This is a genomic window from Planctomycetota bacterium (genome assembly GCA_039819165.1).
Classification (GTDB): domain Bacteria; phylum Planctomycetota; class Phycisphaerae; order Phycisphaerales; family UBA1924; genus JAHCJI01.
On sequence record JBCBSM010000001.1, the window covers coordinates 2,426,939 to 2,451,690 of the forward strand.

A 24,752-nucleotide genomic window follows, 5' to 3' on the forward strand; every position below is an offset into this window, starting at 1 on the left:
CTTGAGCAATCGCGCAAGGTAACATCTCTACCTTTCACTTCGCTGGTCGCATCGTTGTACCAAGCGACATTTCTCTGATTCTCTGGAGTTCAAAACATGGCTAAGAAGAAGCGAGCGCGCCGCTCTAAAGCTGTTGACTTGGGTGGCGTCTCCATCGAGCAGCTGCAGGCCGAGCTGGAGCGACGCGAGGCGGAGGCCGAGGAGCTGGAGGCCGAGCGCGCGGAGCTCGTGGACCGCATCGACGAGATCGATGCGCACCTCGCCGAGATCGATGCGCTCGCGGCCGGCGCGGGCACGAGCCAGGGCGGGCGCAGCAAGAAGAAGAGGCGCACGTCGGGCCGCAAGAAGACGACCAAGCGTGGAGCGCGTCGCCGTCCGAAGAACGACATGAATCTCGTGGACGCGCTCGCGCACACGCTCAAGGGCAAGACCATGTCGGTCACCGAGGTCGCCGAGGCGGTGCAGAAGAACGGCTACAAGACGACGTCGCCCAACTTCCGGACGATCGTCAACCAGACGCTCATCAAGCACAAGGGCACGTTCAGCAAGCAGGGCCGCGGGCTGTACACCGCGAAGTAGCGCACGCTTTCGACACCCGACCTCTTGGCCGGTACACCGGGTGCCTCCCCTCCGCAGCTAGAAGCCCGCGGGGGGGCCCTTGGTGGCCGAGAGATCCACGATGCGCCCGGGGTCCAGCGGCAGCACGACTCGGAATGCGGTGCCCTGTCCGTCCTGCGACTCGATGCGGATGTGGCCGCCGTGGTCCTCGATGATCCGCTTGGTGACGGCGAGGCCGAGCCCGGTGCCCCTGGTGCCCTTGGTGGTGTGGAAGGGCTCGAAGACGGCGGCGTGCCGCTCGGGCGGGATGCCCGGGCCGTTGTCGACCACGACGATCTCGGCGGCGCCGGGCGTCCTCGGGCCCCGGCTGTCGGGCTCGTGGTAGTCCACGCGGACGGTGATGCTGCCGGTCTCGTCGGGAACGGCCTCGAGCGCGTTGGTCAGCAGGTTCATGACGGCCTGGTGGATCAGCGACGGATCGATCGGCACGGGGGGGATGTCGTCGCCGGCGTCGACGAGGAGCGCCACGCCGCGTTGCTCGCACGGGGTGGCGAGGAGCTGTGCACAGTCGTCGAGCAGCGTGCCGAGCGAGGTCAGCTCCAGCTCGACCTGCCGCTGGCGGCTGAAGGCGAGCATGTTGGTGGTGAGCTGGACGATGCGGTCGAGGTTGCGGCGGAGGATGTCCCAGCCCTGGCTGGCGATGCCCAGGTCGTCGCGGTTGAGGCCCATCTCGACGAGGTCGGCGCCGCCGCTGAGGCCCTGGAGGATGTTCTTGATCGAGTGGCTCAGGCTCGCGACGGTCTCGCCCATGGCCGCGAGCCGTTCGGCGTGCAGCTTATCGTGGTGCAGGCGGAGGTTGGCCAGTGCGATGCCGGCCTGCTGGCCGACGGCGTTGAGCAGGCGGAGCTGCTCGTCGTCGAAGGTCTGGTCGGCGGCCGAGGTATCAATGTAGATGGCGCCGAAGGTGGTGGTGCGGTGCTGCACGGGCACGCAGATGGCGCTGCGGATGCGGAGCGCCTGTACGGAGTCGCCGGCCGAGAACCGCGGATCGCCCATGGCGTTGGTGGAGAGCACGCCCTCGCCGTGGCGGACGGCGTGCTGGAGGATGGTCTGGCTGACCTGGATGCGGTCGGCGTCGAGGCCGGGCAGCAGCTCGCGCTGCTTGATGGCCGCGGGACGGAGCTCGCCGTCCTGGTCGAGGAGCATGAAGACGCCCCGCTCGGGCTGGAATTCCTGGAAGATGAGATCGAGCAGGCCGTGGAGCATGGCGCCTCGGGTGGCGGCGCGGGCGGTAAGCTCGGTGATCTGGTAGACGACGCGGAGGTGGTCGAGGGCGCCATCCTTGGCGTCGGCGATGCGGCTGCTCGCGGGGTCGTCGGTGCTGGCCTGCACGGAGGATTCGACGCTGGTGGCCATGTCGATGGGGTCGAGCAGGTCGATCATGTCGAGCTCGTCGACGATGCTGGTGCGTCCGAAGGCCAGCACCGTCTCGCCGACGCGGATCTGGTCGCCGCGGCGGAGGCGGACTCGGCCTCGGATGGCCAGGCCGTTGACCAGCGTGCCGTTCTGGCTCTTGAGGTCCCGGAGGTACCACTCGCCGCCGTCGGGGGTGAGCTCGGCGTGGCGTCGGGAGACGGCCTGGTCGGAGAGGGGCAGGGCCTCGCTGGAGCGGCCGAGCAGCTGGGGCTCGTCGGCGGGCAGCTCGAAGCGTTTTCCGGCGTCGGGGCCCTCGATGACGGTGAGCAGCAGCATGGCGTTGGTATACGCGGCCCGCGGGCGGGCGGTCGCGGTCGGGTGCGGTGTGGTGGAGCACAACTCGGCGCGATGCGGCATATCGTGCGGCGATGGCGCGGCGTGCGGCAACCAGGGCCCTGGACGGCGGCGAGCGGGTGGTCGTCCTCAAGGGGCCCGATGCCTTTCTAAGGCAGCACTACTTCGAGCAACTCCAGGAGATGGTGGCCGGGCGGACGGGGCTGGACGTGCAGACCGTGCGGTTCGAGGGGGAGTCGGCCGAGCTGGGCGACGTGCTCGACGAGTGCCGCAGCCTGGGGCTGCTGCCGGTGCACAAGCTGGTGGTGGTGGACGCGGCGGACAGGTTCGTCCGCGAGCGGACGCGGCCGGGCCTGGAGAAGTACGCCGCGGAGCCCGAGGAGCGGACCACGCTGGTGCTGCGGGCCGAGGCGTGGCGGCCGGGGCGGCTGGACAAGGCGGTGGAGAAGGTCGGCGCGGTGGTGGACTGCAAGGCGTCCACGCCCGAGACGGCGGCGCGGTGGGCGACGGGGCGGGCGGAGTCTGCGCACGGCGTGACGCTGCCGGCCCAGGCGGCGTGGCTGCTGGTGGACCTGGTGGGGACCGACCTGGCGCGGCTGGACGGCGAACTGGCGAAGCTGGCGATCGAGTGCGGCGGCGAGGGCTCGATCACGCCGGAGGCTGTGCGGTCGCTGGTGGCGTCGACGCGGGAGGCCGAGAAGCCCTGGCCGCTGCAGGATGAGCTGCTCACGGGCGACCCGGCGCGGGCGCTGGGCTACGTCGAGCTGTGGATGGGGCACGCGCCGCGGGATCGGGCCGTCCCCGCGCTGTGGGCGTGCGTGGACCTGACGCGGGTGCTGGCGACGGCGGCGCGGATGGCCGAGGGTGGTACGCCGGAGGGCGTGATCGCCAAGCACCTCAAGCTCTGGCCCCAGCAGAAGGGGGCGGCCGTGGTGGGGGCGGCGCGGCGGCTGGGTGCGGCGGGGTGTGCTCGGCTGCACGAGCGTGCCTGCGAGGCCGACGCGTCGGCCAAGCGGGGCACGCCCGCGCGGCTGGCGCTCGAGGCGCTGTGCATCGAAATCGCAAGCGCCGTCGGCGGCCGCGCCGATGCACGGTGAGGGGCGGAGCCCCTTCGCGGAACCGGCGTGCGCGCCGGGCGTTGCGCCGCGTTCCCTGTGCGTCGGAGGACGGCCGTGCCGAAGTGTCCGCGTCTATTTGTGCTGTTGGTGGTGCTGCTCGCCGCGGTGAGCGCGGGCCCGCTGCTGGCCGGGTGCGCCGCCAACGGGGGGGCTGGCGTCGGTAATTCCGGCCCGAGCGCCGCGCTCGAGGATCTCGCCGATGAGCCTGCGCGGGTTGCGGCGCCCTCGCCGCCTGCATCGCAACCGCAGGAATCCGCCGCGGGCGACTCCGAAGACTCACTGGCGGCGGCGGCGCGGCGCTCGGCGGACGACCTGGCGGCGCTGTTCGCCGAGGGTTCGCTGGGGTCGCCGCAGCGGGGTAACGACGACGCGGGCGGTGCGACGCCGACACGGTCGGCCATTGATCGCTGGGGCGCCGACGACGACGCCCGGCGGGACGCCGCGGGCGAGACAACGGGCGGCGGCGAGGTGCCGAGCGACATCGCCGCCGTGGAGGCCGAGGTCGCGGACGCTGGCGAAGCCCCCGTGGCGCCCCAGCCGGTCGATGCGGTGCGGGCGATGCTGGACAAGCTGGAGGCCGACGCGGGCGATCCGGAGCTGGCGCTCTCGGCGTGGGTGCTTTCGCAGGCGGTGCGTTCGTACGCGGGCGTGGACGACGGCGCGACGGCCGGACAGTCGATGAACCCCGCCGAGCGTCGGCTGATGGGGGCCCTGGAGCCGGTGATGCACGCGCTCTGGGCGGCGGCGCGTCGGGACGCGCCAGACCGGGTGTCCGAGGCGATCCGCGAGGCGGACGTCGAGCTGGGGCAGGTGCTGTCGGTGCGGATCGCCGACGTGGCGCTCGCCCGCGAGATCCGCGGCTACGGGTCGTACACGCCGATGGCGTCGAACCGGTTCGTCGCCGGTCGGCCCGCGCGGGCGCTGGTGTACACCGAGCCGGCCCGTTTCGTGAATGCGCCGGCGTCGCCCGAAGCGGGCGACGGCGAGCTGGGGGCCTACGAGGTGAAGCTCGGGCTGGAGCTGCGGCTGTTCAACGAGCGGGGCTCGATGCTGGCGTGGCGGCAGCCCGAGGAGATCGTGGTGGATCGCAGCGATCGGCGGCGTCGGGAGATGCACCTGGGCACGCTGATCGAGCTGCCGTCGTCGCTGACGGTGGGGCGGTACCAGTTGAAGGTGATCCTGCGGGACCTGGCCGACGACTCGGTGGACGAGCGAGTGATCCCCATCGAGGTGGTGGCGGACCCTCGGCTGGCGGTCGAGCCGACGCGGGCCCGGTAGGCATCGCTATAGATCTACGTCGTACCGTGCCTCCGGTAGGTCTGGGTTCCGCGATGGCGGGGCCTGCCGGGCTGGCAGGGATGGGGCGTCCTTGGTGGCAGCGGCGCTCTTTTGGAGACGGCCTGGGGCGATCCTGGGTGGTTCTCGGATGGGTCCTGGCCCGTGGGGGCCGCGAGATGAGATTGGGCAATTGGCACGGCGGATGCTGCCGATAGCCCGGAACAGGCCGGTGCGATCGGGGCTTGGTGCTCGGTGAGCGTCGGCGGCCCGTCCGGGTGGAGAGCCGCGGGCGGCGATATGGATTGGGCCCTGGTCGGGTCTGATCCGGCTGGAGGTTCGGCATGTTCGAGCGGTTTACCGACCGAGCCCGCAAGGTGATGGGGCTGGCCAACCAGGAAGCCCAGCGCCTGAATCATGAGTACATCGGGACCGAGCACATCCTGCTCGGGCTCGTGAAGGAGGGCTCCGGCGTCGGGGCCAACGTGCTCAAGAACCTGGACGTGGACCTGCGGAAGGTCCGCCTCGAGGTCGAGAAGCTCGTGAAGGCCGGCCCCGAGATGGTGACGATGGGCAAGCTGCCCCAGACGCCGCGGGCGAAGAAGGTCATCGAGTACGCGATCGAGGAGGCCCGGAGCCTCAACCACAACTACGTGGGCACCGAGCACCTGCTGCTGGGCCTGCTGCGCGAGCAGGACGGCGTGGCGGCGCAGGTGCTGCGGAACCTGGGGCTCAAGCTCGAGGAGGTCCGCGAGGAGGTGCTCAACCTGCTCGGCGCGTCGGGCGAGGGCGGCAGCGAGGAGGGCTACGCCGGCGCGGGCGTCTCGGGTGGCGGACAGGCCGAGGGCGGCCGCCGCGGCAAGAGCCGCACGCCGGCGCTCGACAGCTTCGGCCGCGACTTGACCGAGCTGGCCAAGGAGAGTTCGCTGGATCCGGTGATCGGCCGGGCGAACGAGATCGAGCGCGTGGTGCAGATCCTGTGCCGCCGGACGAAGAACAACCCGGTGCTGCTGGGCGAGGCGGGCGTCGGCAAGACGGCCATCGTCGAGGGCATGGCGCAGCGGATCATCAGCGGCGACGTGCCCGAGATCCTGCACGAGAAGCGGATCGTGGTGCTCGACCTTGCGATGATGGTCGCCGGCACGAAGTACCGCGGGCAGTTCGAGGAGCGGATCAAGGCGGTGATGAACGAGGTTCGCCGCGCCAAGAACGTGATCCTGTTCATCGACGAGCTGCACACGCTGGTGGGTGCGGGCGGGGCCGAGGGCGCCATCGACGCCAGCAACGTGCTCAAGCCGGCGTTGGCTCGCGGCGAGATCCAGTGCATCGGCGCGACCACGTTCGACGAGTACCGCAAGTACATCGAGAAGGACGCGGCGCTCGCGCGACGGTTCCAGTCGATCCCGGTGGACCCGCCCAACGACGAGCAGACCGTCGAGATCATCAAGGGGCTGCGGGATCGCTACGAGCAGCACCACCGCGTGCGGATCACCGACGACGCCGTGCGTTCGGCCGTGGAGCTGAGCGGTCGGTACATCTCGGGGCGGGTGCAGCCCGACAAGTCGATCGACGTGATCGACGAGGCGGGCGCGCGTGTCCGGATCAAGAGCATGAGCAAGCCGCCAGATCTGGCCGAGATCGAGAGCGAGATCGAGCGGTTGGGCGTGGATAAGGACGAGGCCGTCAAGGCCGCGGACTACGAGCGGGCCGCCGAACTCCGCGACCAGGCCGAGCAGCTCCGCAAGAAGAAGGAGGAGATCCAGAAGTCCTGGCGCGAGAAGAGCAAGGAGATCGACGGCACGGTGGACGAGGACATCATCGCCGAGGTGGTGTCGAGCATGACCGGGGTGCCGCTGCAGCGGCTGGAGAGCGAGGAGGCCGACCGCCTGCTCAAGCTCGAGGACGAGCTGCACAAGAAGGTCATCAGCCAGGAGGAGGCCATCAAGGCGGTGTCGCGTGCGATCCGCCGGGCTCGCGCCGGGCTGAAGGATCCGAAGCGGCCGATGGGCTCGTTCATCTTCGTGGGGCCCAGCGGCGTCGGCAAGACGCTGCTGAGCAAGGCCCTTGCGGAGTTCATGTTCGGCGACGAGGAGGCCCTCGTGCACCTGGACATGAGCGAGTACATGGAGAAGCACAACGTCAGCCGGCTGATCGGTGCGCCTCCGGGCTACGTCGGGTACGAGGAGGGCGGCCAGCTCACCGAGCGGATCCGGCGGCGGCCGTACTCGGTCGTGCTGCTGGATGAGGTCGAGAAGGCCCACCCCGACGTGTTCAACATGCTGCTGCAGATCATGGAGGAAGGCCGCCTGACCGACTCGTTCGGCCGCAACGTGGACTTCCGCAACACGGTCATGATCATGACCAGCAATATCGGTGCGGACCTGATCAAGGGCGGCGGCGGCTTCGGCTTCCAGAAGCGGACCGCGGACGTGGACTACGACAACATCAAGGGCATCCTGATGAAGGAAATCGAGCGGTTCTTCCGCCCCGAATTCATCAACCGCCTGGATGACACGATCGTGTTCCGGCCGCTCAATCGCGACGACCTGGTGCAGATCATCGAGTACGAGGTTAAGAAGGTGGCCGACCGGCTCCGCGTGCAGGACATCGTGATGGAGCTGGACCAGCCGGCCAAGGACTTCTTGATCGACAAGGGGTACAACCCCGACTTCGGCGCGCGGCCGCTGCGCCGCGCGATCGGGCAGTACATCGAGGATCCGCTCAGCGAGATGCTGCTCAGCGGCGAGATCTCGGGGCGGACCACCGTGAAGGTGACCCGCAAGGGCGAGGACGAGAACCTGTTCTTTACCGCCGAAGCGCGGCCCGACGAGGGCGGCTCGGACGGCGAGGACGACGGCGACCAGCCGCAGGGCAACGGCGACCAGCCGGTGTCGGCGGGGGTCGAATCGACCTAGGCGTCACGGCGTATTGAGCACGGGGAGCGGCGTAGGCCCGGTCATCTTCGGATGGCCGGGCTGCGTTCGTTGTGGTGTGGCGGGCGTTCGTCGTGGTTACTCGCAGCCGACGTCGAAGAGGTTCTGGAAGCAGAGGAAGTCGAAGAGCGTGAGCTCGCCGTCCTCGTCGCAGTCGGCGGCGGGGTCGCCGGCGTCGAAGGCGTTCTGGAAGCCCAGGAAATCGAAGAGGGTGAGTTCGCCGTCGCGGTCGAAGTTCGCGAAGCAGTCCAGCACGCCGAACGAGATGTTGTCGATGCTGAAGAGCCAGAGCGAGCCGCCGCCGGAGTCGATCTCGATGCGATCGACCGAATCGAGCCCATCGAAGGCGACGCCGCGCTGCCAGTCGTCCCCGGTCTGGGGGAGCAGGTCGTCGTCGACGAGCGTACCACCCGCGTAGAAGCGGATTGGAGAGTCCGAGCCCGGCATGCCCGCCGTGTGCCAGTCGAACTCGATGTGGCTGAGGGGCGGGTCGAACTCCATGATGAGCGTGAGGTCGCGGTCGAGGCCGAGGCCGCCCTGCGTGGCGTTGCAGATCGACAGCGTGCCAAAGTACGTCTGCCAGTTGCTGATCGAGGCGGTGCCGCGGCCGGTGGAGAAGGTGATGCCCAGATCGGCGAACTGGGTATCGATGGGCTCGCCCTCGAGGCGTTCCTCGAAGTCGATCTGGGCGGATGCGGCGCCGCCGGACAGCAACAGGGCGGCGATCGCGATGCTCGTGCTCTTCATGGGGTGGTTCTCATGCGTGGCGGGGTTCTCTCGGGCGGGCTCGGTCCGTTCTGTTCTTTCAAGCGACGGCATGAGCGGCGAACATCAAGGATCATTCTTCGGTGGTGCACGGTGTCCGCATCTGAGGCTTACTCGCAGCCGACGTCGAAGAGGTTCTGGAAGCAGAGGAAGTCGAAGAGCGTGAGCTCGCCGTCCTCGTCGCAGTCGGCGGCGAGGTCGCCGGCGTCGAAGGCGTTCTGGAAGCCCAGGAAGTCGAAGATGGTGAGCTCGCCGTCGCGATCGAAGTCGACGAAGCAGGTGGTGAGGAAGCTGGCGCCGGTGAGGGTGATGGTGTAGCTGCCGCCGGTGCCGAAGGCCGAGCCGTCCCAGTTGACGAGCTCGAGGGTGGAGACGGGCTGTCGCTGGTCGCCCCGGCCCGGCCAGGTGTCGAAGCCGAACATGTCGACCCCCGCCGAGTCGAGGGGGTCGTTGTTGAAGCCGCTGATGGCGAGGTAGTAGACGCCGGCGTCGAGGCCGGCGGCGATGGGGCCGTCGCCGTTGAGGAATGACTGGAGGGTGCCGGTGGTGATGTCGTCGTCGTTCTCGGTGACGCCCAGGCCCTCGTCGTCGAAGAGGAATAGCTGGGTGTCGAAGCTGGCTCCGCCGTCGGTGCTGGCGGAGAAGTCGTCGAGGTCGGTGATGATGAAGGCGTAGAGGTCGACGTCGGTGGCGAGTGTGCCGTTGATGGTGGTCAACGGTCCGGAGCCGTCGGTGGTCTGGGCGTCGCCGATGCCGTCCTGGCCGGCGTCGTCGATCTCGTTCCACTCCTGAGCGTGCGCCAGACCGGCGGCGAGGGTGATGGCGGCGATCGTCGTGGTGGTCTTCATGGCTGTCACTCTCTCTCGTTGCGGAGTCGTGCCGGTGTGCGACCCAGCGGGTGGGCGTATGGCGGAAGCGTACCGGCGTGCTGCGGCGGGGATCGCGGCGTGGCGCACGAAAACACCCCGTTGCCGGGGTGTTTCGTGCATTGCGTGGTGTTGCGCGGTCGCGTTATCGGCGGCGGCGCGAGGCCAGCAGGCCGCCCATGCCCAGGAGGGCGAGCGAGGCCGGCGAGGGGATGGCGAATCCGGCACCGGTGAGGGCGATGGTGTAGTCGCCGCCGGAGCCGAAGCTGGCGCCGTCCCAGGTGTCCAGGGCGAGGGCCGAGACGGGCGAGCGCTGGTCGCCGCTGCCGGGCCAGGTGTCGAAGCCGAACATGTCGATGCCGTCGGCGTCGAGCGGGTCCTGGTTGAACTCGGTGACGGCGACGTAGTAGAGGCCGGGGCCGCTACCGGTGGCGATGAGGCCGTCGCTGTTGAGGACCGACTGGAGCGAGCCACTGATGGAATCGTCGTCGTTCTCGGTGATGCCGGTGCCGTCGGCGGCGAAGAGGAACAGCTGGGTGTCGAAGCCCGCGCTATCGACGGTCGAAGCGGTGAACGCGTCGACGTCGGTGATCATGATGGCGTACAGGTCAACATCGGTGCCGAGTGTGCCGTTGATGGCGGTCAGCGAGCCCACGCCGACGGTCTCCTGGGCGGCGGCGATGCCGTCCTGGCCGGCATCGCCGACTTCATCCCAAACCTGGGCGTTGGCGATGCCCGCCGCGGCGAGCACCGCGACGGCGGTAGCAGTGGTGCGCATGTCTGTCTCCCCTATGAGGAACGAATGGACTCCGCGCGAGCCCTCCCCGGCACGCGGACGGAATGGGCCCAGTATGGGCGGATCCGCGGGCCAATGCAAGCCAGAAGGCTGTGTGCTCGGGAAATTTCCGATGTTTTCCTTGCTGTTCTCGGAATCGTTATGTTCCGAGAACGCGCTGTGACGGGCGGCGGTGTTGAAGGTCTGCGGCGGGTTGTGGCGGGCCTTCCTCGCGGGCCTGGAGGGCCGTTATGATGCCGCCATGCCCGTTTTTCTGCGGTGGCTGCTGCGGCTCGGCCCCCTCAACCCGATCGCGGTGCGGCTGGTGGAGAATGGCTCCCGGCGGTCGCGGCACATGTACGTGCGGTCGGCCTACCTCGCGCTGCTTGTCCTGGTGATGCTGTGGACGCTGCTGGTGCAGACCGGCGGGGGCGGTTCGGCAAGTTTTCGGGAGCTGGCCGAGGCGGGGGCGTCGACGTTCTCGTACGTGGCCTACCTGCAGATCCTTCTGATCTGCGTGCTGGCGCCGGTGTTCATGGCCGGTGCGATCGCCCAGGAGGCCAGCCCTCGGACGTGGGAGGTGCTGCTGACCACGCCGCTGGGCAAGCTCCAGATCGTGCTTGGCAACCTGCTGGGGCGGCTGTTCTTCGTGCTGGCGCTGCTGTTCGCGAGCCTGCCGCTGTTCGCGCTGACGCAGTACTTCGGGGGCGTGCCGGGGTCGAGCATCCTGGCGAGCTACGTGGTGGCGGGGGCGGCGGCGGTGCTGGTAGGGACCATCGCGATCGCACTGGCGGTCAGCCGGGTGGCGGGCCGGCGGGCGGTGTTCGCGTTCTACGTCGCGGTGGTGACCTACCTGGGGGTGACCGCGGGCATCGACGCGTGGCTACGGCAGCGGGGCTGGGGCGCGGGCGGCGGCGACGGCGTGACCTGGATGACGGGCATCAACCCGTTCCTGGCGCTGCGATCGCTGCTGAATCCGACGACCTATCCACGGGCGCCCGAGGGCACGCTGGGCGGGCTGGCGGCGTTCTTCCTCGAGTCGCCGGTGACGGCCTGGGTCTCCCTGTCGGTGGGGCTGAGCCTGGTGCTAGTGGTGGCTTCGACGGCGACGGTCCGCAGCGGCGGGCTCGTGGGGGCTCGGGCCGTCGGCGGCACGCCGTGGTACCGGCGGATGCTGGGCCTGGGCGGCGGTGGTGGTGGTAGCGAAGATACGAGGCCCTCGCGGCTGGTGTGGCACAACCCGATCGCGTGGCGGGAGGCCGCGGCGCGGAACGCGACGCTGGGGCGGATCGTGGCGCGGTGGGCGTTCATCGTGCTGGGCATCGGACTGGGCGCGACGCTGGTGGGGCTGTTCGCCGCGGGATCGATGGGAGCGGCGGACTACCAGCTCGCGCTGCTGGTGCTGGTGCTGGTCGAGCTGGCGGTGACGATGCTGATCGCGATCAACATGTCGGCGACGGCGATCAGCCGCGAGCGGGAGGACGGCACGCTCGATCTGCTGCTGACCACGCCGATCACGCCGGGCGAGTACTTGGGCGGGAAGCTGCGGGGGCTCGTGGCGTACCTGCTGCCGATGCTGTCGGTGCCGGTGGTCACGCTGCTGCTGGCGGGGTTGCACTCGCTGGCGGCGGGCTCGACGGTGCCGACGGGGGCGGCGCTGGGCTTCCCGGTGCCGGTGGTGCTGCACGAGGCGGGGCTGCTGCTGGCGTTGACGGCCGGGCCCTTCCTGGCGCTGTGCGTGATGATCGGGCTGCACTGGTCGTTGAAGAGCAAGGGCGCGATCGCGTCGGTGGTGGGCGCGGTGATCGTGGTGTTCCTGGTGGCGGCGATCGCGGGTGGCTGCGGGCTGAACGCGGGCGCGGAGATTCCGGTGGTCGGGCCGGTGCTGGCGGGGCTGAGCCCGTACGCGGCGGTGTTCGCGATGATCGAGGTCGAGCCGGGGATGTTCGAGACGCTGGACGCGGGCGGGCAATCGCCGCTGACGACGGCACGGGTGGCGTTGCTCTCGGGCACGGCGTTGTCGGCCATCGCGCACCTGCTGGCGGTGTGGAGCATCCACGCGCAGATGGTCAAGCGATTCGACATGACCGTGCGGAAGCTGGCTGGCACGAACTAGCGCGGCGGGCGCGCCGGTGGGCGGCGCGGAGGGTTGCATCGAGCCATGCCGACGGTGGCCGAGAACAAGCGGCGATGGGCGAGCCACGCGTGGCGCGAGGGCGGCGACGAGTGGTCGACGCTAGCGGGCGGCAGCGCGCGGTGGTGGCACGGCATCCTGCTGCCGCGGCTGATGCCGATCCTTGCGGCACTGCCCGAGCGGGCGCACGTGCTGGAGATCGGCCCCGGACACGGCCGGTGGACGCGATTCCTGCTGGACCACGCTCGGGAGGCGACGCTGCTGGACCTGGACGAGGGCTGCCTCGACGCGTGCGTTGCGCGCTTCGGGCAGCGGGTGCGGCCGGTGCTGGGTGATGGCTGGACGTTCTCGGGCGACGCGGCACGGGTGCGCGGGCCGGTGGACTTCGTCTTCAGCTACGACAGCCTGGTGCACGCCGAGATCGAGGCGCTCGGCTCCTACCTGCGAGAGATGGCGCGGGTGCTGCGGCCCGGCGGCTTTGCGTTCCTGCATCACAGCAACCTGGGGGCGTTCGTGGGACGTGAGGGCAAGCCGGCGGTGTCGCCGACGCACTGGCGGGCGACGAGCGCGGACGCGGCGGGGGTTCGATCTCGCGCGGTGGCGGCGGGCCTGGGGGTGCCGCTGCAGGAGCTGTGCACCAAGGGCGGACCGAACGATCGGGCAATGATCGACTGCATCACGCTGCTGAGGAAGCCGGAAGTGGGCGATCCGACGAGCACGCCCGGCGGGGCGACGATGGTGCTCGAGAATCTCGATTTCTGGCAGGAGATCCAGGCGCTGGGCCGCGCGGGGCGGGCCTACGACGCAGCGGTGGACCCGCTGCACCGCCCGGCGCACCTCCCACCGCTGCTCGAGGGCGAGCGGGCGACGCTCCGCGCGCGGGCGCTCCGCGGCTGAGCTAGGTGAGCAAGCCGGCGAGGGCGGCGCGGATCTGCGCGGGCGGATCGCCGGCGTGGTCGACGTGGACGGCCTGCCAGCCCAGCGCGCGGGCGGCGTCGACGTTCTCGGCGGTGTCGTCGAAGAAGGCGATCTGGTCTCCGGAGGCGTCGGTCGTGCGTTCCAGGGCGCGGTAGATGGCCTCGTCGGGCTTGGCGACGCCCAGAAGGTGGCTGGCGACCTGGTGGCGGAGCATGCCGGCGGCGGCGAACTCGTCGCGGCGGGCCCAGTGGCGGTGGTTGGTGTTGCTCAGCAGCGCGGTGGTGATGCCCGGGGCGGCTCGGAGGTCCTCGACGAGCGCCCGCGCGCCGTCGTACTCGCCGAGCAGCCAGGCATCGTGGATGCGGGTGATCTCGCTGGCGTCGTAGCCCGGGGTGGCCTCGGCGACGCGGGCGAAGAAGTCGCCGCAGCTCAGCTCGCCGGCGTGGTAGCGGAGTGCGAGTGCGTGTCGCTGTGCGCGGAGGTGGTCGTCGGCGCTGCCGCCGCGCACCTCGATGCCGGCGGCGGCGCAGCCCTCCTCCCAGCCGCGGCAGATGCGGAGCAGCACGCCGCCCCAGTCGAGGCACACCACGCGGACGCGGTCTGCGTCGATCGGGGTCACGGCGATGGATCCGGCTCGGGCTTGATGATCTCGCGAATGACCTCGGTGGCGAAGGCGCCGCGGGGCAGCTCGAAGGCGCAGCGGACGTAGACACCGTGCTCGTCGGCGCCGCCCTCGGCGTCGGGGTTGCGCAGCGGGACGCGGAGGGGCCGCCGTGCGCCGTCGATGAGCCGGGGGTTGCGGGCGGCGAAGGCGTCGAGCTGCTCGAGGGTGATGCCGGCGTCGTGCAGGGCGGCGCGTTCCATTTCGCCGGTGGCGCCGGTGGCGCGGCGCATGGCGGGTCCCCACATCGGTCCGGTGGGGCTGACCTCGACGCGATCGAGACGGGCCTCGAGCTCGGGCTTGGCGAGCTCGTCGGCGTCGGCGACGAAGGTGGTCTGCCGCGCGGCGTGCACGGCCGCGACGTCGCCCTCGCGGAGAGTGTCGAGGCTGCCCTCGGCCAGTCGCCGGCGGAGCACGGCGTTGAAGACCCAGGACTGCAGCGCGCTGCACAGGAAGGCCAGCTCGGTCTTGCCGAGGGACCAGATTGCCCGCGGCGGCGGCGAGCCCTGGGCGAGCGCATTGAGCACGCGGCGTTCGCCGTCGGCGGAGGCGGGCAGCGCGTGCAGGGCGTCGCGGAGGTTGCCCTGGGCGTAGAGGGTGCGGGATTCGTCGGGCTCGTGGCCCTCGACCGGACCCAGCAGCAGGTCGCAGGCGGCCTGAAGATCGCCGGTGACCAGGGCGCGGCCCACGAGGTGGTTGGCGCCCAGCGTGCCGAAGCGCTGCGGGCCGAAGGCGTTGGCGGCGCCGCGGCGGGCGAGGATGGCCAGGGCCTTGTGGGCGTGCAGGGCGTGCTGCATCTGTGTCTGGCGGATGCGGATGGAGAAGCCGTTGCCCTCGAGGTGGCCTCGGCGGATCTTGCTGGCGTGGCGATCGATCCAGAGGATCGTGACGCGGTCGTGGCGGAGGGACGGGAAGTCCTCGGGCCGCCTGCCGGGCACGTGCACGGTGGCGTGCTGGCGGGTGATGGCGCGCTTGTCCTTGAGGCCGGCGTAGCCGACGTCCCGGGGGCGGACGCCGAAGTGGTTGGCGAGCACGCGGGCCATCTGGAGGGTGGACATGTCCCGCTTCTCGACGAGCATCATGAGGTGCTCGCCCTCGCCGGTGGGTGCGTAGAGGGGCAGCTCCTCGACGAGGAAGTCCTCGGGGCGCTGCTTGATGACGCCGCCGACGGGGGTGACGCCCGCGGTGCGATACGTCGCGGCGATTCCTGCTGCGGTCGGGCTGGCGGGGCCTTGCGGCGGGTCGTCCTGCATCAGAACGGCGGCTGGGGTTCGTCGTCGTCCTCGTCGTCGAGTTCGAACTCCTGGCCCATGTCCATGGTGGGGGGCTCGGTGGCCGAGGCGAGGACGTGCTCGGCGACCTCGATGGGTACGCCGGTGGCGACGCCGAGCGCGATGGCGTCGCTGGGGCGGGCGTCGATGGCGACCAGGTCGCCCGACTCGTCGCGGACGTTGAGGACCGCGAAGAAGGTGTGGTCGGCCAGGTCGGTGATGGCGACCGACTCGAGGGCGGCGCCGAGGTGCTCGAGGACCGAGGCGAGCAGGTCGTGGGTCTGCGGCCGCTTGACGGGCACGCCGCTGAGGCGGCGCTCGATGGCCTGGGCCTCGGGCAGGCCGATGACGATGGGGAAGCTGCGGAGGTCGTCGTCCGCGGCGCCGTTGTCGGCGACCTCGCGGAGCTCGATGACCTGGTAATCGGTGAGCTCGCGGATGAGGATCCGGGCGAGTTCCATGCGCACCGCCATTGCCGCCTCCTGCCCGCGGGGTGCGGGCCCGTGGGGGATCGAAGGCCGCCGGCGCGGGGGGGTCAACGGCGGCCGTACCATCCCGCGTGCTGCGCGTCCGACGCACGAGCGGCGAGCCCCGGGTGGAGATGGCGCCGCTCATCGACGTGGTGTTCCTGCTGCTGACGTTCTTCGTGTTCTCGATCGTGCTGCTGACGCGCGTGAGCGTGGTGGAGCTGGACCTGCCGGTCCTGGGCGCGGGCGGGGGCGACGCGCCGCCGCGGGCGGTGATCGTGGCGGTCGACCGTGCGGGGATGGTCTTCGTGGCGGGGCGGGAGGTCGGCCCGTCGGGCGAGGCGGGCAATCCGCTGCCGCAGTCCACGCGGGGGGCCCTGGCCGGGGCCGTGCGGGAAGAGCGGGACGCGATCGTCGGGGCCGGTGGGGGCGACCCGCCCATCCGGTTGGAAGTCGACGAATCGGGGGCTTCGGGGGCCATGCTGCGGGTGCTGGACGCGATCCGTGCCGAGGGCTTCGGGGCGGTCGAACTCGTGGGTCGGCCGTCGGCGTCCACCGGCGAGCGGGCCGGCGACCCCGGCGGCGAACAGCCCGGCGGGCCCGGTTCGTAGCATTGGGCATGGCCAGGGGTGCCAACAGGGGTGCCGAGCGGGGTGCGGCCGCCGGCCGGTGGGCGGTGGCGGTGCCCGTGAGCGTGCTGGCGCACGTGGCCCTGGCGGTGCTCGTGTGGCAGCGGGCCGACGCAGCGGCGATGGCCGCCAGCGCGAACGCGAGCGGGCCGGAGATCCCCATCAAGCTGGGCATCGATCGCAGCGAGGCTGTGACGCCGACGTGGCTGGGCTTCGAGACGCCCACGCCGCACTCGGCTCGGCTCTCGACGACCGAGCAGTCGCCGCTGACCAGGGCCGAGGGGGAGGCACGGGACGACGAGGCGAGCGCGGCAGCGGCATCGGAGCCGCAGCCGCCGGCGTTCAGCGAGGCCGAAGTCGCCGAAGCGATGTCGCGGATGGTGGGCGACGCGGGCGAGCTCATCGCGCAGCTGCGTGGCCGGTTCGCGGCGGCGCGGGCGGAGGCTGCGGAGCGCGCCCGGGACGCGGCGCGGGAGGCCGCCCGCGAGGCGGAGGCCGCCGAATCGACGCCGCGGCCCGAGTCGACGTCCCAGACCGGGGATGACGGCGAGGGCGAGGGCAGCCCGGGCATCGAGGATGACCGCGAGGCCGACGCGACGAGCCGCACGGTGGAGATCGAGCGGGCGCAGCTGGGGCGGGTGGTCGCCGCCGAGGGGCTCCGCATCAACACGTCGCGGCTGGAGCTGACCGATCTGCAGCGGTTCATCGGCCGTCCTCCGAGCCCGCTGGTGGAGCTGTTCTTCGATTACCGTGGTCGGGTGATCTCGGCGCGGATCCCGCCGGGGCGGGGCACGGGGCGGAGCGACATCGACGCGTCGCTGACCAACGCGATGTACGAATGGACGGCGATGGGTGCGCGGATCGAGGCGATGGTCGAGGGCGACGAGCCGCTGCTCGTGCGGATGAGGATTCGGTTCTGATGATTCATGGCGCAACGGTCTTCGTGTTGGTCGCGCTGCATGCCCTGCAGCAGGGGCCGATTGCGCCCGAGCCGATCGGGCCGCTGCCGCCGCCCGCGCCCGATGTCCTGCCGCTGGAGCCGCAGTGGTTCGGCGTGCGCGAGGCCGAGGCGGACGAGGATGGCGACGGGCGGCGTCCCGAGTCGCGGCTGAGGCTCACCGCGGAGAACGCGCGGACCGAGGCACCGCCGGCGCGGGTGCTCTCGGTGTTCACCGACGAGGCGTACCGCGCCGCGCGGGTGCGGGCGTTGCTCGAGCGATCGGCCGGGCTCGCCGGCTGACCGCATCCTCTAGTGCTCGTCCCACCAGCGTTCGAGTAGGTTCGTGGCGGCGCCGTTGTAGAGCGTGCGCAGCTCGTCGGCGGGCATCGCGGATCCGGGCAGCGGGGGCGAGGCCATCTCGTCGTATCGATCCGGATCGACCATCGCCAGGTCGGGGTCGGCGATGGGGCTGGGGCCGTCGTGCTCGAACTCGAAGAGCGTGCGGAGGGCGTAGTAGCGGCTGGCGTAGAGGTCGAAGGCCTCGCGCTCGCTGGCCGCCTGGTGGGCGCCGAACTTTTGGTTCTGCTCGTCGCTGGCCTCGAGGTGGTCGTCGAGGGTGACGATGTCCGAGCCGAAGACGATGCGGCCGGCCCACCTGGCAAAGAAGGCGACGAGTTCGTCGCGGGGGTGGGCGCCCAGCTCGCGAACCATCCACTTGGTGGCCGAGGTGTCGAGGTAGTAGTTGTCGTGCCGCGAGAGCAGGCCATCGAGGAAGGCGAGATCCTCGGGCGAGCCGCCCATGTGGGCGCCGATCCAGGGCACCGGGAAGTCGTCGAGCATCCGCTCGAGGGGCTCGTACTGGTCGAGCTTGGTGCCGTACTTGCTGCTGTCGGCGTACTTGGTGGCGAACCAGGTGTCGGGGTCGGCCACGTGGGTCTTGAACATGTAGCCCATCTCGACGGCGGCGGCGGCGAGTTCCCGGCGGAGGGGGCTATCGAGGCGGATGATGTCGGCGTCCTTCTCGGGGTCGAGGAAGTCGCGGAGGCGGGGAGCGACCCAGAACTTGAGCAGGCGGGCACCAAAGTCCTCGTGGAAGATCCGCATGTTCTCGAAGAAGCCCTCCCGCATGGCGCGGCTGCGGTTGTCGCTCATGTAGTCCGGTATGGCGACGAATCGGGCCCGATCTCCGAGCACGCTGCGAACATCGGCGGCCTGGGCGAGCTGCGTCTGCGTGTAAACCCGCACGACTCCATAGGCGTCCATGGCCTGGCGGTAAATCTCGGTGGCCCTTCTGCCATTGATATGGGCGTGCGCGTCGATGATCGGGGCGGGGGGCGATCCCATGCGCCCGGCCTCGGCGCGATAATCCAGGCCATGCAGGTTCGCGGGTGTGGGGCGTGCGTGGGTTGCCTGGGAGGACGGGGCGGTAGGCCGTGGCATCCACGATGATAAACCGCGTGCACGCTCCACCCGCCCCGCGGCGGCGAACCCCAAGGCCCCGGTCGCACATCGTGCTGGCGCACGACTGGCTGTGCGGGCTGCGGGGGGGCGAGCGGGTGCTCGACCGCATCGCGTCGGTCGCCGGCGAGATCGGCGAGGTTCGCGACGTGCTGGCGATGTTCGACGATGGCCGGCCGCTGACGCCCGCCATCGACGGACTCCGGCACCACGTCGCCTCGCTCGGGCGGATGCCCGGGGCGCAGCGGCTGCGCCGGTGGATGCTGCCGCTGTACCCGGCGGCGGTCTCGCAGCTGGGCGAGATTCTGGCGCGGCTGCACAAGGATCGGCCGATCGACCTGGTGATCTCGACCAGCTCGGCGGCGATCAAGGGGCTTCGGACGCCCGCGGGCGTGCCGCACCTGTGCTATTGCCACTCGCCCGCCCGGTACCTGTGGTCGAGGCAGGAGGACTACGGCGGGGGGATGGCCGGCCGGCTTCGGCTGGCGGGGCTGGCGGCGTTCGGTCCGCCGCTGCGCGCCTGGGATCGCCGCAGCGCGGACAACGTCACGCGGTTCGTGGCCAACTCGACGCACGTGGCCGAGCAGATCCAGGAGTTCTACGACCGCGATGCGACGGTGGTGCATCCGCCGGTGCGGACCGAGGTGTTCACGCCCGATCCGTTGCGCGGGCGGGGTGGCCACTGGCTGGCGGTGGGTGCGCTCGAGCCGTACAAGCGGTTTGATCGCGCGATCGAGGCCGCACGGGCGGCGGGACGGGAGCTGCGGATCATCGGCGGTGGCTCGCAACGCGAGCGGCTGGAGCGACTCGCGCCGGAGGGCGTGCGGTTCCTCGGGCACGTTGACGAGGCGCAGCTCGTCGACGAGATGCGGGCGGCGGGCGTGCTGCTGTTCCCGCAGATCGAGGACTTCGGCATCGTGGCCGTGGAGGCGCAGGCGTGCGGGCTGCCGGTGGCGGCGACGGCGCGGGGCGGCGCGACCGACATCGTGATCGACGGCGTGACGGGCGCGCTCTGCGATGGCACGCCCGACGAGCTTGCGCGGGCCGCGGAGCGGGCCGAAGCGTGCGATCCTCGGCTGTGCTGGGCGAACGCGCAGGACTACCGCCAGTCGCACTTCGACGAGGCGATGCGCGAGGAGATCCGCAAGACGCTGCGGGCGAGCTAGTGGTCCAGCGGCTCGATGTCGGCTGCGCGGAGCGGCGCCGGCGCGTCGCCTTCCGCGTAGACCGCAAGCACGCGGCCGATGTACAACTCGTGGTCGGCCTCGAGGTCGACGTGACGGACGACCTCGCAGTCGAAGCCCAGCGGCGCATCGCGGAGGATGGGGGCGCGGGAGACCAGCGTGCGGACGGCGACGGCGTCGAAGGGATCGAAGAGTCGGTCGGCGGGGGGCTGGCCGCCGAAGCGGCGGCGAGCGACGCGGTCGTCGGGCCGCAGCGCGGTGATCGCGAAGCTGCGGGAGTCGCGGATGAGCGGCTCGATGGGGTGGCCCTTGTGCATGGGCACGGCCAGCAGGACGGGCTCGGCGGCGCACTGGTGCACGCCGGCGGTCAGCGTGGCGGCACGGCTGGCGTCGTGGCAGCTGGAGATCAGGAAGACGCCCGACGAGAGGCGGCCGCAGGCGTCTCGGATGTGTTCGGGATTGGTCGCGTCCATGCGGCGGAGTTTATGGCGGCGCGGACGGATCGAGCCAAACCGAGGCGTGATCGGCAGTTGGCTCGCGGGGATCGGCGGATCGCGGTGAAGTTTGTGGTCCGGAGTGTCGAAACAGTGTTGCAAAGTGGGGTAGGGTGGGGCATAATCCCACTCCATGACCCCGAGCGTGCAGCACGATGCTCTTCACCGGATACGCCGAGCACACGATCGATGCGAAGCAGCGCCTGGCGCTGCCCAAGAAGCATCGCGCCCAGTGGGATGCCGAATCCCAGGGCGAGACGTGGTACTGCGTGCCGTGGCCGAGCGGGGTGCTGCGGCTGTACCCCAAGAAGGTCTTCGAGCGTCTCGCCGAGCAGTCGGCCGAATCCCTGACGCCCAACGAGGACGAGGGGGAGCTGGAGGCGACGCTGTTCGGCCTGGCCGAGGAGCTGAGTGTCGACGGCCAGGGCCGGATCGTGGTGCCCAAGGACCATCTGGAGATGGCGGGGTTGGGCAAGGCGGTCGTGGTCGTGGGCGTTCGGAACCGGCTGGAGGTCCACGACCAGGACGAGTGGCGTTCGGCGCGGCGGGATCGGTTCGCGGCGTTGCCCAAGCTCGTGCGGAAGGTGGACGGCAAGTGATCGGCGTGCTGGCCACGAGCCGCGGAGCGGAGGGGTGCGTGCGGGCGTCGGAGGAGGCCGCCCCCGCCCCCGGCCGCTCGGCGGGCCGGGGGTGGCGTTCCAGCGGAGGGGTTCTGATGGAGAGGGGTATGAGGCGGAGAGGTCTGAAAGAGAGAGGCGTGAGCTCCGGCTGACGCGTGGCGCGGGCCGCCCGACGGCGGCTCGACGCTCTTGGTCCGCATGGCGGCGGACTTGCGTACGAGGCAGAGACCGGGGCTCATGGATGGGCCCCGCCCTGCCGCCTTGATCGGGGGCTTTGCACCGAGCCTTTCGCGACGAACCACCATCGGCCCCGCGGCATGTTCCCACCACCCACCCCCCTCTTCGGAGGGCGCTGCGGGCCACACCACCCAGCCCGCTCCGGTCTTGCCGGGGCGGGTTGTTGTTTCGGAGCCACCGGGCACCGGGCTCGGGCATGGGGCATGAGGCGTAGGCAACGGGCACGAAGCGGCAAGAGCGGGGTGTGGAGCGATCGTGCCATCCGACCCATCGCCGATAGCCCTTGGTCCGGGGTCCGCGTGCTCACGTACGCGGCTCGGGAAGGAGTCGGGCGGCCCGGGTGGGTTACTCGGTGCCCTCGTGCTCGAGCGCGACGGAGTTGATGCAGTAGCGTTGGCCGGTGGGGGCGGGGCCGTCGTCGAAGACGTGGCCCAGGTGGGCGTCGCAGCGGGCGCAGCGGACCTCGACGCGGCGCATGCCGTGGCTGGTGTCGAGGTGCTCGGTGACGTGGCGGCCGACGGCGGGGGAACTGAAGGCGGGCCAGCCGCAGCCCGAATCGAACTTGGCGTCCGAGGCGAAGAGCGGCAGGCCGCAGCAGACGCACTTGTAGACGCCCGGCTCCTTGTGGTCGTTGTAGACGCCGGTGAAGGGGGCCTCGGTGCCCGCCTGGCGTGTGACGCGGTACTGCTCGGGGGTGAGCCGCGCGCGCCACTCGGCGTCGGGCTTCTCGACGTGGTTGATGGGGGTCTCGGGGGTGGTCACGCCTCGACCTCGACGCCCCGCCAGAAGGCGATGTAGCCCTCGAAGTCCTTGGCCTGGTCCTTGGCGTCGGGGTAGTACCAGGCGGCGTGCTCGGCGGTCTTGCCGTCGACGACGACGTCGTAGTAGCGGGCCTCGCCCTTCCACGGGCAGGTGGTGCGGACGTCGCTGTCCTGGACGAAGTCCTTGTTGAGCGACTCGGGCGGGAAATAGTGGTTGCCCTCGACGATCTTGGTGTCGCTGGATTCGGCGATGACCTGGCCGTTGAAGATGGCTCGTGCCATGGAGATTCCTCCCGGAGTTGGGTAACGGATTGGGGGGTCTGCTAGCCTCGCAGCCTATGAGCGATCCCTCTGTGCTGCCCTACCGGCTTGCGTGCCTGTGCGACCTTCGGGACGCCTCGGGGCGTGTCCTTCTTATTGAGAGGACGAAGTCGCCGAATCTGGGATTGTGTTCCCCGATAGGTGGAAAGCTGGAGATGGATCGGGGGGAGTCCCCGCACCAGTGTGCGCGGCGAGAGATCCAGGAGGAGGCCGGGATCGACGTGCCCACCGAGCGGCTGCGGCTGCTCGGGCTGGTCAGCGAGCGGGCCTTCGAGGGCACGGGCCACTGGCTGATGTTCTACTTCCGGGTGCTGGGGCCGGTGGAGGTGCCCGAGCGGGACATCTCGGAGGGGCGGCTGCGGTGGTTCGAGCGGTCGCGGGTGGCCGGATTGCCGCTGCCCGAGACCGATCGGCGGGTGATCTGGCCCCTGGTCGATCGGCACACGCTGGCGGATCACGGCGAGGCGGCGGCGGACGCGGCGTCGCTGCCGGGGTTGTTCTCGGTGCACATCGACTGCAGCGGGCCGGCGATGCGGTGGGAGGTGGAGCAGGTGGGGCGTGCCGACGCCGATGGGGGCGATGCTCCGGCCGCGGATGCCCGTTCCTCGGATGCCCGGCCTGCGGATTCCCAAGACGCGGGTAGGGCGGCCTCGGGCGAGGGGGATTGAACCGGCGCTCCGATGGGCCGAAGTATATCTTGTGGCACGCATGACTTGGTTGGCGACATGACCCGGCTGGCGAGGCATCTGGTGTCGAGCAGGCTGCGGCCCGCGCGGGTGGCGGCCGTGCTGCTGTCGATGGTCGCGCTGGTCGTCTCGACGGGGCTGCAGCAGGCCGGGCCCGATGGGGCGGGTGCGGCGGGCGCCGTTGGCGCCGTGCCGGCGTCGCGGCAGGCCGAGAAGATCCACGTGCTGCCGCTGCGGGGGCCGATCGACAAGTTCAGCATGTTCGGGCTCAAGCAGCGGCTGGAGCGAGCGGCCGACGAGGGCGCGACGGCGGTGGTGATCGAGATCGACACGCCGGGGGGCGAGGTCGGCGCGGTGCTCGAGATCAGCGACCTGATCAAGAAGTCGGCGCCGCCGAACACGGTGGCGTGGATCAACAACGAGGCGTTCAGCGGCGGGGCGATCGTGGCGCTGGCGTGCCCGGGCATCGTGACGAGTGACCCGGCCAAGCTGGGCGATGCGTTGCCCGTGCAGGTCGCGCCGGTAGTCGGGCTGATCCCGCTGCCGCAGGAAGAGCGGCAGAAGATCCTGGCGCCGCTGCTGGTAGACCTGATCGATTCGGCGCGGCGGAACGGGTACGACGAGAAGCTGGTGCAGGGCTTCGTGTCGCTGGGCGTCGAGCTGTGGTTGATCGAGCGAACCACGCCGGGCCCGCAGGGCGAGCCGGTGGGCGAGCTGCTGTTCATCGATCTGGCGGAGTACGAGTTCCTCTTCGGCGAGCCTCCGATGGTGCGGACGCCGGCGATCCCTTCGGCGCGTACGGCGGCCGACGCCGAAGCGGGTGGAGGAGACGCGGCGGTAAGCGAAGCGATCGGCACGCAGGCGACCGACGGGCCTTCGGGCGTGCAGGGCGCTCCGGGGCCGGACGATCCGACGCGCTTCCAGCCGGCGGCTCCCGGGCTGGAGGGCCTCGACGATCGTGGGAACCTGTCGCTGGGTCTGGAGGTTGCGACACGGCGGCCCGTGCTGAGCGAGGCCGACCGGGGCGGCTGGCGCGTGGTCGAGTACGTCGCCGACGGGCGCGCGCCGGTGACGATGACGGCCGACCAGCTGGTGCGATTCGGGCTGGCGACGCAGGTGATCGAGACGGATGAGGAGCTGAAGGCCTACTTCGGGGCGTCCGAGCTGGTGCGGTGGGAGGAGAGCGCGTGGATGGCGCTGGCCCGCTTCATGGCGAGCATCTACGTGCGGGCGATCCTGCTGGTCGTGGCGGTGGTGGCGTTCTTCATCGAGATGGCCAGCCCGGGGCTCGGCGTGCCGGCGGTTGTTGGCGTGGTGGCGATCGCGCTGTTCATGGCGCCGCCGGCGATGGTGGGCATGGCGGGGTGGTGGGAGTTCGCGGCCATGGGCCTCGGGCTCGTGCTGCTGCTGGTGGAGATCTTCCTGATCCCGGGCGTGGGCGTCGTGGGCGTGATCGGCGCGGGGCTGATGTTCGTCGGGCTGGTGGGCACGTTCACCGGCGGCGGGCGCTTCACGAGCACGGCGGAGATCCTGGCGGGGCTGGCGGCGGTGACGCTCTCTCTGGCGACGGCGGGCGTGGTGCTCTTCTTCGTGCTGAGGAACTTCTCGAGCATCCCGGTGTTCAACCGGCTGGTGCTCGCCAACGCACCGGCGGAGGAGCCGAGCGGCATGCTGGGCGCGATGGCGACGCCCGCCGCGGTCGGACCAGCGGTGGGCGACGAGGGCGTGGTCATCAGCGAGCTGCGGCCGTCGGGGCGTGCTCGCTTCGGCGACGACGTGGTGGACGTGGTGTCGGTCGGTCCGATCGTGCCGCCCAACGCGCGGGTCCGCGTGCTGGAATCCGACGCGTTCCGCGTCGTGGTCGAGCCCCTGGGCGGGGTGGAGCGGGCCTGATAAGCGGCCCGCGGGGAG

The 24,752-nt window shown here is 70.8% G+C and carries 24 protein-coding genes; 13 read left to right on the plus strand and 11 right to left on the minus strand.

Going from position 1 to position 24,752, the window contains the following annotated elements; genetic code table 11:
* Positions 1–96 precede the first annotated feature (96 nt).
* Positions 97–579: a hypothetical protein gene (locus AAFX79_10625; protein MEO1009014.1), complete on the plus strand. Its 483-nt coding sequence runs from the start codon at positions 97–99 to the stop codon at positions 577–579.
* A gap of 57 nt (positions 580–636) precedes the next feature.
* Here AAFX79_10625 and AAFX79_10630 read toward each other — a convergent pair whose 3' ends face one another.
* Positions 637–2,310, minus strand: coding sequence for an ATP-binding protein (locus AAFX79_10630; GenBank protein ID MEO1009015.1), 1,674 nt, complete (start codon positions 2,308–2,310; stop codon positions 637–639).
* 92 nt (positions 2,311–2,402) lie between these two features.
* On the opposite strand from AAFX79_10630, the gene holA reads away from it, so the two are divergent.
* The 3 genes from holA (at position 2,403) to AAFX79_10645 (ending at position 7,636) form a co-directional block, all read left to right on the plus strand.
* Positions 2,403–3,425, plus strand: coding sequence for a DNA polymerase III subunit delta (gene holA / locus AAFX79_10635; GenBank protein MEO1009016.1), 1,023 nt, complete (start codon positions 2,403–2,405; stop codon positions 3,423–3,425).
* Between the two features lie 75 nt (positions 3,426–3,500).
* Complete coding sequence (locus AAFX79_10640) at positions 3,501–4,724, plus strand: hypothetical protein (protein MEO1009017.1); 1,224 nt, start codon at positions 3,501–3,503, stop codon at positions 4,722–4,724.
* Positions 4,725–5,065: 341 nt separating this feature from the next.
* A complete protein-coding gene (locus tag AAFX79_10645) occupies positions 5,066–7,636 on the plus strand; it encodes an ATP-dependent Clp protease ATP-binding subunit (GenBank protein MEO1009018.1) in 2,571 nt (856 codons plus the stop codon).
* A 96-nt stretch (positions 7,637–7,732) separates the two neighbouring features.
* Here the strand turns inward: AAFX79_10645 and AAFX79_10650 are convergent, their stop codons facing one another.
* The 3 genes from AAFX79_10650 to AAFX79_10660 all read right to left on the minus strand — a co-directional run bounded on the left by AAFX79_10650 (position 7,733) and on the right by AAFX79_10660 (position 10,063).
* The gene (locus tag AAFX79_10650; GenBank protein ID MEO1009019.1) at positions 7,733–8,401 is read right to left on the minus strand and encodes a GC-type dockerin domain-anchored protein; all 669 of its coding nucleotides are present in this window, start codon (positions 8,399–8,401) and stop codon (positions 7,733–7,735) included.
* 128 nt (positions 8,402–8,529) lie between these two features.
* Positions 8,530–9,267, minus strand: a complete 738-nt coding sequence (locus AAFX79_10655; GenBank protein MEO1009020.1) for a DVUA0089 family protein — start codon at positions 9,265–9,267, stop codon at positions 8,530–8,532.
* A gap of 163 nt (positions 9,268–9,430) precedes the next feature.
* Positions 9,431–10,063, minus strand: coding sequence for a DVUA0089 family protein (locus AAFX79_10660; protein MEO1009021.1), 633 nt, complete (start codon positions 10,061–10,063; stop codon positions 9,431–9,433).
* 259 nt (positions 10,064–10,322) lie between these two features.
* Here AAFX79_10660 and AAFX79_10665 point away from each other — a divergent pair, with 259 nt between their 5' ends.
* Both AAFX79_10665 and AAFX79_10670 read left to right on the plus strand, forming a co-directional pair.
* Positions 10,323–12,176 carry an ABC transporter permease subunit gene (locus AAFX79_10665; GenBank protein ID MEO1009022.1) on the plus strand — a complete coding sequence of 618 codons (1,854 nt, stop codon included), beginning with the start codon at positions 10,323–10,325 and terminating at the stop codon, positions 12,174–12,176.
* Between the two features lie 45 nt (positions 12,177–12,221).
* Positions 12,222–13,091 (plus strand): class I SAM-dependent methyltransferase, encoded by an 870-nt coding sequence (locus tag AAFX79_10670; GenBank protein MEO1009023.1) that lies wholly within the window; start codon positions 12,222–12,224, stop codon positions 13,089–13,091.
* Between the two features lies 1 nt (position 13,092).
* Here AAFX79_10670 and AAFX79_10675 read toward each other — a convergent pair whose 3' ends face one another.
* Genes AAFX79_10675 through AAFX79_10685 form a run of 3 tightly spaced genes read right to left on the minus strand, consistent with a single transcriptional unit; the run spans position 13,093 to position 15,517 of the window.
* Complete coding sequence (locus AAFX79_10675) at positions 13,093–13,731, minus strand: HAD-IA family hydrolase (protein MEO1009024.1); 639 nt, start codon at positions 13,729–13,731, stop codon at positions 13,093–13,095.
* Positions 13,728–15,026 carry a tRNA pseudouridine(13) synthase TruD gene (truD, locus tag AAFX79_10680; protein ID MEO1009025.1) on the minus strand — a complete coding sequence of 433 codons (1,299 nt, stop codon included), beginning with the start codon at positions 15,024–15,026 and terminating at the stop codon, positions 13,728–13,730. Before truD ends, AAFX79_10675 begins: the two co-directional genes overlap by 4 nt.
* The gene (locus AAFX79_10685) at positions 15,026–15,517 is read right to left on the minus strand and encodes a bifunctional nuclease family protein (protein MEO1009026.1); all 492 of its coding nucleotides are present in this window, start codon (positions 15,515–15,517) and stop codon (positions 15,026–15,028) included. The genes truD and AAFX79_10685 overlap by 1 nt, the downstream gene beginning before the upstream one ends.
* Before the next feature lie 86 nt (positions 15,518–15,603).
* Here AAFX79_10685 and AAFX79_10690 point away from each other — a divergent pair, with 86 nt between their 5' ends.
* From AAFX79_10690 to AAFX79_10700, 3 genes are read left to right on the plus strand one after another with little or no spacing between them, the layout of a single operon-like run.
* Complete coding sequence (locus AAFX79_10690) at positions 15,604–16,122, plus strand: biopolymer transporter ExbD (protein MEO1009027.1); 519 nt, start codon at positions 15,604–15,606, stop codon at positions 16,120–16,122.
* Between the two features lie 8 nt (positions 16,123–16,130).
* Complete coding sequence (locus AAFX79_10695) at positions 16,131–17,060, plus strand: hypothetical protein (protein ID MEO1009028.1); 930 nt, start codon at positions 16,131–16,133, stop codon at positions 17,058–17,060.
* A complete protein-coding gene (locus AAFX79_10700) occupies positions 17,060–17,380 on the plus strand; it encodes a hypothetical protein (protein MEO1009029.1) in 321 nt (106 codons plus the stop codon). Before AAFX79_10695 ends, AAFX79_10700 begins: the two co-directional genes overlap by 1 nt.
* Before the next feature lie 9 nt (positions 17,381–17,389).
* Here AAFX79_10700 and AAFX79_10705 read toward each other — a convergent pair whose 3' ends face one another.
* Positions 17,390–18,343 (minus strand): hypothetical protein, encoded by a 954-nt coding sequence (locus AAFX79_10705; protein ID MEO1009030.1) that lies wholly within the window; start codon positions 18,341–18,343, stop codon positions 17,390–17,392.
* Between the two features lie 194 nt (positions 18,344–18,537).
* On the opposite strand from AAFX79_10705, the gene AAFX79_10710 reads away from it, so the two are divergent.
* Positions 18,538–19,704, plus strand: a complete 1,167-nt coding sequence (locus AAFX79_10710; protein ID MEO1009031.1) for a glycosyltransferase — start codon at positions 18,538–18,540, stop codon at positions 19,702–19,704.
* Here AAFX79_10710 and AAFX79_10715 read toward each other — a convergent pair.
* Positions 19,701–20,195 (minus strand): flavin reductase family protein, encoded by a 495-nt coding sequence (locus AAFX79_10715; protein MEO1009032.1) that lies wholly within the window; start codon positions 20,193–20,195, stop codon positions 19,701–19,703. The two genes, AAFX79_10710 and AAFX79_10715, sit on opposite strands and share 4 nt — an antisense overlap.
* Positions 20,196–20,371: 176 nt before the next feature.
* On the opposite strand from AAFX79_10715, the gene AAFX79_10720 reads away from it, so the two are divergent.
* Positions 20,372–20,815 carry a hypothetical protein gene (locus AAFX79_10720; GenBank protein MEO1009033.1) on the plus strand — a complete coding sequence of 148 codons (444 nt, stop codon included), beginning with the start codon at positions 20,372–20,374 and terminating at the stop codon, positions 20,813–20,815.
* Positions 20,816–21,418: 603 nt separating this feature from the next.
* Here AAFX79_10720 and msrB read toward each other — a convergent pair.
* Together msrB and AAFX79_10730 are read right to left on the minus strand one after the other, a co-directional pair.
* Positions 21,419–21,835 (minus strand): peptide-methionine (R)-S-oxide reductase MsrB, encoded by a 417-nt coding sequence (msrB, locus tag AAFX79_10725; GenBank protein ID MEO1009034.1) that lies wholly within the window; start codon positions 21,833–21,835, stop codon positions 21,419–21,421.
* On the minus strand, positions 21,832–22,116 hold the full coding sequence (locus AAFX79_10730) for a DUF427 domain-containing protein (GenBank protein MEO1009035.1): 285 nt from the start codon (positions 22,114–22,116) through the stop codon (positions 21,832–21,834). Before AAFX79_10730 ends, msrB begins: the two co-directional genes overlap by 4 nt.
* A gap of 56 nt (positions 22,117–22,172) precedes the next feature.
* On the opposite strand from AAFX79_10730, the gene AAFX79_10735 reads away from it, so the two are divergent.
* A complete protein-coding gene (locus AAFX79_10735) occupies positions 22,173–22,823 on the plus strand; it encodes an NUDIX domain-containing protein (protein ID MEO1009036.1) in 651 nt (216 codons plus the stop codon).
* A gap of 81 nt (positions 22,824–22,904) precedes the next feature.
* Entirely contained in the window at positions 22,905–24,734 is a 1,830-nt protein-coding gene (locus AAFX79_10740; GenBank protein ID MEO1009037.1) for an NfeD family protein, read from the plus strand.
* Positions 24,735–24,752 lie beyond the last annotated feature (18 nt).

Coding starts and splice junctions, on each gene's coding strand:
- AAFX79_10685 (MEO1009026.1), bottom strand. CDS start 15,517: ATGGCGGTGCGCATGGAACTCGCCCGGATCCTCATCCGCGAGCTCACC.
- AAFX79_10705 (MEO1009030.1), bottom strand. CDS start 18,343: ATGGACGCCTATGGAGTCGTGCGGGTTTACACGCAGACGCAGCTCGCC.
- AAFX79_10660 (MEO1009021.1), bottom strand. CDS start 10,063: ATGCGCACCACTGCTACCGCCGTCGCGGTGCTCGCCGCGGCGGGCATC.
- AAFX79_10695 (MEO1009028.1), top strand. CDS start 16,131: ATGGCCAGGGGTGCCAACAGGGGTGCCGAGCGGGGTGCGGCCGCCGGC.
- AAFX79_10735 (MEO1009036.1), top strand. CDS start 22,173: ATGAGCGATCCCTCTGTGCTGCCCTACCGGCTTGCGTGCCTGTGCGAC.
- AAFX79_10670 (MEO1009023.1), top strand. CDS start 12,222: ATGCCGACGGTGGCCGAGAACAAGCGGCGATGGGCGAGCCACGCGTGG.
- AAFX79_10655 (MEO1009020.1), bottom strand. CDS start 9,267: ATGAAGACCACCACGACGATCGCCGCCATCACCCTCGCCGCCGGTCTG.
- AAFX79_10720 (MEO1009033.1), top strand. CDS start 20,372: ATGCTCTTCACCGGATACGCCGAGCACACGATCGATGCGAAGCAGCGC.
- truD (MEO1009025.1), bottom strand. CDS start 15,026: ATGCAGGACGACCCGCCGCAAGGCCCCGCCAGCCCGACCGCAGCAGGA.
- AAFX79_10700 (MEO1009029.1), top strand. CDS start 17,060: ATGATTCATGGCGCAACGGTCTTCGTGTTGGTCGCGCTGCATGCCCTG.
- AAFX79_10650 (MEO1009019.1), bottom strand. CDS start 8,401: ATGAAGAGCACGAGCATCGCGATCGCCGCCCTGTTGCTGTCCGGCGGC.
- AAFX79_10645 (MEO1009018.1), top strand. CDS start 5,066: ATGTTCGAGCGGTTTACCGACCGAGCCCGCAAGGTGATGGGGCTGGCC.
- holA (MEO1009016.1), top strand. CDS start 2,403: ATGGCGCGGCGTGCGGCAACCAGGGCCCTGGACGGCGGCGAGCGGGTG.
- AAFX79_10730 (MEO1009035.1), bottom strand. CDS start 22,116: ATGGCACGAGCCATCTTCAACGGCCAGGTCATCGCCGAATCCAGCGAC.
- AAFX79_10665 (MEO1009022.1), top strand. CDS start 10,323: ATGCCCGTTTTTCTGCGGTGGCTGCTGCGGCTCGGCCCCCTCAACCCG.
- AAFX79_10625 (MEO1009014.1), top strand. CDS start 97: ATGGCTAAGAAGAAGCGAGCGCGCCGCTCTAAAGCTGTTGACTTGGGT.
- AAFX79_10630 (MEO1009015.1), bottom strand. CDS start 2,310: ATGCTGCTGCTCACCGTCATCGAGGGCCCCGACGCCGGAAAACGCTTC.
- AAFX79_10715 (MEO1009032.1), bottom strand. CDS start 20,195: ATGGACGCGACCAATCCCGAACACATCCGAGACGCCTGCGGCCGCCTC.